7 protein-coding genes and 3 pseudogenes are annotated in these 7,995 nt (G+C 42.1%); 2 read left to right on the forward strand and 8 right to left on the reverse strand.

The features are described 5' to 3' along the window. The 3 genes and pseudogenes from QUA43_RS30190 to QUA43_RS30200 all read right to left on the reverse strand — a co-directional run. Window positions 1-541, reverse strand: a pseudogene (locus QUA43_RS30190) (transposase family protein); the annotation flags it as partial. Window positions 542-767: 226 nt separating this feature from the next. Next, window positions 768-1,505 carry a transposase family protein gene (locus QUA43_RS30195; RefSeq protein ID WP_333379404.1) on the reverse strand — a complete coding sequence of 246 codons (738 nt, stop codon included), beginning with the start codon at window positions 1,503-1,505 and terminating at the stop codon, window positions 768-770. Window positions 1,506-1,539: 34 nt separating this feature from the next. Beyond that, the gene (locus QUA43_RS30200; RefSeq protein ID WP_333379406.1) at window positions 1,540-1,722 is read right to left on the reverse strand and encodes a hypothetical protein; all 183 of its coding nucleotides are present in this window, start codon (window positions 1,720-1,722) and stop codon (window positions 1,540-1,542) included. A gap of 99 nt (window positions 1,723-1,821) precedes the next feature. Here QUA43_RS30200 and QUA43_RS30205 point away from each other — a divergent pair, with 99 nt between their 5' ends. After that, window positions 1,822-2,292 carry a hypothetical protein gene (locus QUA43_RS30205; RefSeq protein WP_333379408.1) on the forward strand — a complete coding sequence of 157 codons (471 nt, stop codon included), beginning with the start codon at window positions 1,822-1,824 and terminating at the stop codon, window positions 2,290-2,292. Between the two features lie 123 nt (window positions 2,293-2,415). Here the strand turns inward: QUA43_RS30205 and rppB are convergent, their stop codons facing one another. The 3 genes from rppB to QUA43_RS30220 all read right to left on the reverse strand — a co-directional run bounded on the left by rppB (window position 2,416) and on the right by QUA43_RS30220 (window position 5,307). After that, window positions 2,416-3,807 (reverse strand): two-component system sensor histidine kinase RppB, encoded by a 1,392-nt coding sequence (gene rppB / locus QUA43_RS30210; protein WP_333379410.1) that lies wholly within the window; start codon window positions 3,805-3,807, stop codon window positions 2,416-2,418. Continuing rightward, the gene (gene rppA / locus QUA43_RS30215) at window positions 3,794-4,495 is read right to left on the reverse strand and encodes a two-component system response regulator RppA (RefSeq protein WP_333379412.1); all 702 of its coding nucleotides are present in this window, start codon (window positions 4,493-4,495) and stop codon (window positions 3,794-3,796) included. The genes rppB and rppA overlap by 14 nt, the downstream gene beginning before the upstream one ends. Before the next feature lie 344 nt (window positions 4,496-4,839). Beyond that, window positions 4,840-5,307, reverse strand: a complete 468-nt coding sequence (locus QUA43_RS30220; protein ID WP_333208502.1) for a DUF2808 domain-containing protein — start codon at window positions 5,305-5,307, stop codon at window positions 4,840-4,842. A 224-nt stretch (window positions 5,308-5,531) separates the two neighbouring features. Here QUA43_RS30220 and QUA43_RS30225 point away from each other — a divergent pair. Beyond that, window positions 5,532-6,424, forward strand: a pseudogene (locus QUA43_RS30225) (IS630 family transposase). A gap of 7 nt (window positions 6,425-6,431) precedes the next feature. Here the strand turns inward: QUA43_RS30225 and QUA43_RS30230 are convergent. Together QUA43_RS30230 and QUA43_RS30235 are read right to left on the reverse strand one after the other, a co-directional pair. Beyond that, the gene (locus tag QUA43_RS30230; protein ID WP_333379414.1) at window positions 6,432-6,860 is read right to left on the reverse strand and encodes a hypothetical protein; all 429 of its coding nucleotides are present in this window, start codon (window positions 6,858-6,860) and stop codon (window positions 6,432-6,434) included. Window positions 6,861-7,176: 316 nt separating this feature from the next. After that, window positions 7,177-7,920 (reverse strand): annotated as a pseudogene (locus QUA43_RS30235) (IS1 family transposase). Window positions 7,921-7,995: the final 75 nt, after the last annotated feature.

Raw genomic sequence — 7,995 nt, forward strand, 5'->3', positions numbered from 1 at the left:
CAAGCTGTCACTAAATGTAAGTTTTTTAAACCTTTCTCTCGATCGTAAGAACCTCGCAAACTTTTGCCATCTATGGGAATAATTTCTTGCAAGACTGAACCCATAATTTGTTGCAACCATTGCGATAACTTCTGCTCTAAAACTTTCGGATCTAGTTTTTAAAAGACCCGGCGAAATGTATCATCGCTGGGGATAAGCTGTTCGACATTCAAACTGCACTATTTGTGGAATAGACCCCATACTGTAAGGGATTCAGACAATAAATTTAAATGACTAACAGCTTACCATTGGGTAACTCTAAAAATTCTTCTAACCATTGTTGCTTGCTGAGTCCATAATTTTCGATGTCTTCCCACCCCTGAGCACCGGCGATCACACCTAATATGGTAATGACCAGAATGTCTTTAAGTAAATGTTGTTTTGTTCGGTCTACTCTCGGGTCTGGTATGTCATCAAAATAAGTTGATAAGCAAGCTTGTAAGTGTTGTAGGGAGATGGGTTGAGACCGGTCGGGCTTCGGTGATGATTTTGGCTCATTCACAACACGATCAAATCCTTTCTCCATTGATTTTTCCTCACCATTCGTGACACAGATGAAGCACTATTATAGAACCCATTTGACATCTTTGAGGCTGCGAGTCGAGCGCGCGTTATCTCTCGAGCGCGCGTTATCTCTCGATCCGATCGTCAAAATATCTCAAATGGGTTCAAAGAACCGCTCTTGACAGGATGCTCTTTTATATCTTGCCCTTTTTGTCAAGTACACTTTATACCAAATTAGATGAGCTTACCCTGGTTTTTTTGTGAGGAGTATCAATTAATGTTTCCCCTACATAAGCTTTGTCCCCTTGAAATTTTTGCTCTGGATTCCATTCTTCGCGTCGCGAACGCCAAATTTTTATGTCTGCCGTTGCTCCAGTTTCTCCCACTACTATATCAACAATTTCTTTCCCATTCGGCATGACAACTATTTGATTTTTTAAGGTATGTTTTTTTTGCTTACCTGAATAGTATTTTTTCTGCTCTTTATAGTCTGTAGGTCTTTCTATTGGCTGTTCGTAGCTATCTACAATCAATTCAAATTCACTTAATATTTCCAGAACCCATTCCCATTGGGAGTCATTTTTTTTAACCTGCTCTAACAAAGAAGCTGGCAAGAGTTCTCGAAAGATTTTTATCCATTTATGAAATATATAATTAGCCGCTGACTCGCTGACTCCAAATTGAACTCCTAACATTTGAAATGTGGGAAGATGGTGTAAATATACCAAAGTCAGGATAATTTGGTCGGCAATTTCTAATTTAGGTGGGCGACCACCTCCGCCTTTGATGATGCGAATTTTAGAATGATCTTGAACTTTTTTCTGTTGGTTATACAGATTTCCTGCGTGAGTAATTAGTCCTATAAGTTGGTCATAGTCTAGACCTAATAGCCGAGTAGTTTCTGAGGGATGTCTTTCTATGTGTTCGCGAAGTTGACTCATTTTTTTTACATAAATTTCCATTATAATATATTTGCGATTCAACAACAGTTTGTTTTTAGGAGATGTCTATTGAAGAAGTCTGACTGGTGGTTCGACTTTTACCTGTAGCAATAGCTAGTTTTTCTTGTAATTCTTCAATGATTTTTTGCAGCCCCAGTACCATTTCCACTCCTTCAGCTTGGCTCAACTGCTCGATTTCGGTTTTTTCTTTCTGTCTGGTGGCTGCGGGCTTTTTCATTTGTTTATTTTACCAGCTTTTGACACTTAAGTCTTTTTTGACCTGAATCCTTACGTCATTGCATTGGATAGAACCCAATGGAAAGAGTATAATGTCTTAATGGTAAGCGATCTCGTTCAAAAAAGGGCATTTCCCCTATTCTGGACACTGTTAGATAAACAAGGGGCTTCAAATCTCGCCGAACCGCAACAAGTATTGCGCCCAGTAATTAGGCTCTTGAAAAAATATAAATTAATCATTATTGGATCTCGCGAATTTCATAGCATCGAGCTGGCGCAATGGTTACACCGCCAGCATTTGAGTTTTGTCCTCCGTCAAAAATGCAGTACGAATTTCCGAAAAAAAAGACAACCTTTTCAAGCGCTAGATAGAATTCCAGGTTTAACTGGAATTCATCTGTTTTATCCGAAGGTTGGATTCACTAAAAAGAAAGGTTTTTCTCGATTTAACTTGGTCGCATACTGTCAACGTAAATATCAAGGCAAACAAGAAGATGAACCTTGGTATCTGTTAACTAATTTGCCAGATTTGAAGAGTGATCTCGAAGTTTATAGCAAACGTTTGGGATGAAATCTAAACAGCGCGATCGCTTCCTCCATTCCCGCTGCGATCGCGAGGGGGGTCATGGTGGTGGAGAGTTTGACCTCAAAAAGGAACTAGCCCCCGCCGTGTTGGTAGTTGTCTAATTTGCAGTCAACTGGCATTAATGATGGTTGAGGATGGGGGAACACCCAAGGGCAATCGAATGCTGAAAGTGCTACCTTTGCCCAATTCGCTTTGCACCTGTAAGCTACCCCCATGTGCCTGAACAATTGCTTGGGCGATCGCTAACCCCAATCCCGATCCGCCAGTGTCGCGAGAGCGATCGCTACTAACTCGATAGAAACGCTCAAAAATCCGTTTCATATCCTCCGGTGCAATCCCAATCCCTGTATCTCGAACTTCAATCGCAGCATCACCGTTGCTGCGGTCTAAAACAACAGTTATTTTACCTCCGGCTGGGGTGTTTTTAATCGCATTCACAATTAAGTTAGAAACCAAGCGATAAAGTTGCTCTTCGTTCCCTACGACATACAGCAACTGGCGTACTCGCACCTCACAAGTCAGCGTCACTTTAGCAGCAAACGCTAAATCTATAAACTCTTCTACCAGGTCGCTCGCTAAATCATTGAGACAGCAAGATACGCCCTGGAGCTGGATTTTTTGCCCCTCCAATCGCGACAAAAGCAACATATCCTCAATCATTTCTGCAAGTCGATGATTCTGATTCACCACGTTTTTTAGGACATCTCGCGCTTCTGATTCCGATAGATGAGGCATCCTCAGTACAGATTCTACCGCCGCACGAATTGCTGCCACCGGAGTACGCAATTCGTGGGCAGCATTGGCTGTAAATTGTTCCATTTGTTGATAGGAATGGTTAATAGGTTGCATCACCAACCCTGCTAGCCACCAACTAGAACCCCCAACCAAAAGAACTGTAATTGGCAATCCCACTGCTAAAACGAATATCAGGGCAACCAGACGATTATCAAGCTCTTTAAGACTTCGCCCAACCTGCATATACCCCCAGAGCCGATTATCTTGGGTATGCAGCGCTATAGACATTTGATGGTAACGATTGCCTTGTCGATCTTCGAGAGTTTGCCAAACTTTTGTTCCTACAGTCAAGGGTATCCCATCTGAGTGAATCCCTGCTCTAGCAATCAACTGTCCCGCATCATCTACAAATCGGATGTAGTAGTAACTTTGGTAAATCGCACTAAAGATGTGGCGTTGAGTCGAGTTATGGTTTTTTTGTGCGTATATTTGTTGTGTAGAACAGCTAGATTTTACCTCGCAAATATCGGGTAAAATCTGCTGGAAAATTGGCTCTAAGCGACGGGGCTGTTTCAAATTCAGTTCAAGGCTGTCATGCACCGTTCCCGTTACAGTCTCTAACTCTCGGTCAATTGAGATTAAATGGGCATAGATGATTATTTCATAAACCGCGAAACCGCATAAGCTGAGAATGAAACCCATGATGGTTGCATACCAGAAAGTCAGCCGCGATCGCGTTTGACGAAATGGTCTAGTTTGCATCATTGAGATTCAACCGATAGCCCATGCCAGGAACAGTTTCAATTAAATTATCGCAACCATATTCTGAAAGTTTGCGGCGCACCAATCGAATTTGAGCCGCTACTACATTGCTAGTGCGTTCGGCACTCATTTCATAAAGATAGTTTAAAAGTTGGTCGCGGGTAACATATTGATTTGGGTGTTTCATAAAGTATTCCAGGACTTGAAACTCTTTTCTTGTTAAAGAAATCACTTGTGGAATGCTATTGGCTTGCTGAAGAGAAACCGTACAAGTGCTGTAATCTAAAATGAAGCGACCGACGTGCAGTTGCTCGGGTTGGATGTGGGGCGATCGCCTCTGCAATGCTCGCAGTCGCGCTAACAATTCCTCCATGCCAAAAGGCTTTACCAGGTAATCATCCGCCCCAGCATCCAGTCCCATCACTTTATCTTCCATGCGGTCTTTTGCTGTCAGCATCAACACAGGCAAAGGGTTGTTGCAAGTCCGCAGCCGACGCAGCAATTCTAAACCCGATATTCCTGGCACTAACCAGTCGAAAATTGCCAGCGTATATTGTGTTTTCTGGTGTTCCAGACAGTCCCAAGCGTGAGCGCCATTTAAAACCCAATCAACAATGTATTTTTCCTGTTTCAAGGTTTGCTTAATCGCCGCACCCAGGACTGGCTCATCTTCAACTAGCAGAACTTTCATCAAAATTTACCTAAAAACCTCCGGGAGTGTGGAAGCCCGCTCTAAAGAGAGCGGGGTTGCTAACCCTGTCTATCTACCAGATGTTTGAATCCTCACTGTACCGAGCGGGATTTCTGCATTGATACCAACCATTTTGCCATAGAGTTGGTACAACCAAATGTGGTCTTAGCCAGGAGTAGTAACTTCTTGCAGATTACTCCCTTCCCACCCGAAGAATTTGTATTGCGAGCGACCGCTTTCGATGCAAGCATACGCTTTCGGAGGAGAGTAGAAGTACATAGTCTTATACCGGGAAGAGAGTAATAGCTAGGTTGGTTTGAATAACTGTAGAAAAAAAATTTCCATCAGTAGACACGAATCTGGGCTATCCCGATCGGGATATGTATATTATTGCCAACAGTTTTAGCGGAAATGCGGTATAGCCAAGCGTTGGAAACTCCTGTTATTCTTACATCGTTTAGGTCAATTTCGAGTTGCGAGTCAGGGGTAACAGGTTCAGTAAAATCCATGATTACTTTGTTATCATTGATAGAAACATTGGCGTTAATTTTACCTCCAAAATTGTCCGTTACGGTGATATTTTTCCTAACCCTTAACCCTGTTGGAACATCAATACTCAGTTGGGAAAGAGGGCTGCTCCCTTGAGGAATGTGAAGCCGAATTGTATGTCTAACATTTCTCGCTCGTGTTGGAGGAAATTGCACCGATCCATCAATATGAGGAGTAGGTTCTGTCCTAGCACTTGCATAGTCAGCAGAAATTGGAGCTGCGATCGCCAAGACTACAGCAGAATAAATCAGTGTTCTCATCATGTTACTTGCCTAAAGAGTTCACCCTGTTAATTGAGTTTCAGATTTATCTTTCGTAAGTTAACCTGTGCTTACTATCTTGACAGAGCGAGATGAAACCAGGATGAAATTTTAGCTGACTGACGATTAAGTAGAGGAATTCCCTTACAGGATTTGATTTATAGCAACCGCCAAGGCGGTTAAGACGTAGACTAGAAATAGTCCCGCTTCAGGCGATCGCACGACTCATGCCCAAACCCTACAGCTACGACCTACGTCATGCCGCTTTTGGCGCCATCAAGCTGGATGGCTTAAAAATTAGTGAAGTGAGCATCATATTCAACATCAGTCGTAGCACTATTAGCCTTTGGCTAAAGCGACAAAGCGAAACAGGTGATTTTCAAGCATTACCCAACTTGCCGTTGGGTAATGGTCATAAAATTACCGCAGGGGGCAAAATTCCGAGAATTTGCCCAAACTCATGGGGATAAAACCCAAGTAGAGATGGCCAAACTCTGGGAAGGAGAGATTAGTGATCGCACAATCTCACGGGGATTGAAGAAAATTGGCTTGTGCTCAAAAAAAAACTTATGGCATTCCAAGAACGGGATGAAGTCAAACGCAAGGCATTTATAGCTGATTTGTCAAGTGTCCCGACCGCTCAGATTGTTTACCTAGACGAGTCGGGGATCGATCGGCCCAGATCAGTACGATTATGGTTGGAATGAAAGAGGGCAGCGTTTTCATTCCAACCATAATCGGGACGACGTGAGGGCAGAGTCAATACGATCGCTCATGCGCTTTGTAACCAAAACCTGATCGCTCCGCAATACTCTTGAAGGAGCCTGCAATCGAACGGTATTTGAGACATGGCTAGAAAATTGTTTGCGAACCACTCTCAAAGCTGGACAGGTGTTAGTTATGGATAATGCCACATTCCATAAAGGAGGACGTATCTCTCAACTGATTGAGGATGCAGGCTGTCAATTGCTCTACTTACCCCCTTATTCCCCAGACCTCAACAAAATAGAACAAAGAAGAGTCTTGGTTGAAAAGTCGTATCCGCAAACAACTAGAGCGGTTTAATTGTTTACTCCATGCGATCGAAGATGTTTTACGTCTTGTGTCCGGCGCCGCCTAGGCGGTTGCTATACCAAATTTATGAGAATAATTTTAAGAAAAGTAACAAAACGCCTAAAAATGAAACGAAAAATCCAGTATTTAAAGATGGAATCCAGAATCACCGGGACAGTGGAAATAAATAGATAAATAAAATTGCGGTTTTCTGGCAGGCCGAAATGTCTCAAAGTGTTTTCTAGAATCACTTCCCATCCGTAAGTAGAGTGGAATCCCACAAACATATCAGTTAATAAAATGATTAAAAATGCTTTGGCAGAATCGCTTAATCCATAAATTAGCTCATCGATAAAAGACTTTAAAATAGCTATCTGTTCTCGGCCTGCTACGACTAAAAATATGAAAGTAAATACTGAAACTATATCTGCAAAAATATTTCCAACAGCTTCAGCACTTTCAATTTTGTACTTGTAGGTTATCTGAGTTATAGCAGTCGCCAAGGCCCTTTGGTCATTGCTCCCTGAGCGTAGTCGAAGGGTTCAATAACCATAAATGCTTTAACCACCTTGGCGGTTGCTATACCTTGTCCTTCAGCCTTTCTTCTATAGCAACGGTAGAAAGTTCTGGAGTTTTTCCAACCCAAATCGGATACTTTTATAAAGTAAACGGTAATAAATTTAGGCAGACTCTAGAAAAACAAACGACTGCTATTACAAAAATCAAAGACGGAAAAATAATGAAGTTGAAAAGTGCAAACTAAAATGTAAGAAATCTAGGGTAGTGCCCTGAAGGAAAGGATCAAAAAATCAACCTAATTCAAATAAAAGTAGGCATCTGGAGTTGTAAATTATCATTATAATGATGTACAAAACGCCAAATTGCAGCAATATGATTTTCTAATTTTTTAGAGAAGGCTAAGCTCTTTCTTACCAACGCTTGATACTCGTTGTCGAATAGTACAGTTGAAGCGCTCGATATAGCTAGTACAACCACTATCTTTGTCTACACTGCGATGACGTTTGCTGGGCAATACAGAATCATAAGCACTCCAATGGTCGGTATAAATTACTGCACATTGACGGTAAACTGGTGGCATTGAATTCCATAAAGCACTCTTCTGATACTGCGCTACGATCCCCAATGTGTACACCAACAATTTCCCTAGTCTGGGCATCCAATGCCAGCCATACCCACTGCTGATTTCCTTTATTATCGACAAACGACCATAGCTCATCCATCTGAACATTCAAGCGCTTTTTTGGCTTGGCACTCACCTCCACTTGCTTCTTAACAGCAACAGAAGCGGCATTTACGTAGCGCTGTACTGTATCTTCTGACACTTGTAATACCCGAGCAATCCCGGCCTGGGAAATACGTTCAAGTAGCATCCGTGACATTAACTCTTCTTGTTCTTTAGTAATAGCTTTCCATGTTGGATTCAAAACAAATTGACGGCCACATTCTCGACATTTGTAATGAAAGTTTGTGATGCCGAGTTTGACCGTTACGACTGACTGCTTCTGAGCCACAAGTAGGACAAGGGGGAATTTCTACTGTCATACAGCACTTCCGGGTGTTATGAGGTACAATAAGAATAGATTAAAAAAATACACCAATGAAAGCATATTCAGTAGA

This window comes from Microcoleus sp. N9_B4, assembly GCF_036701635.1.
Classification (GTDB): Bacteria; Cyanobacteriota; Cyanobacteriia; order Cyanobacteriales; family Microcoleaceae; genus Microcoleus.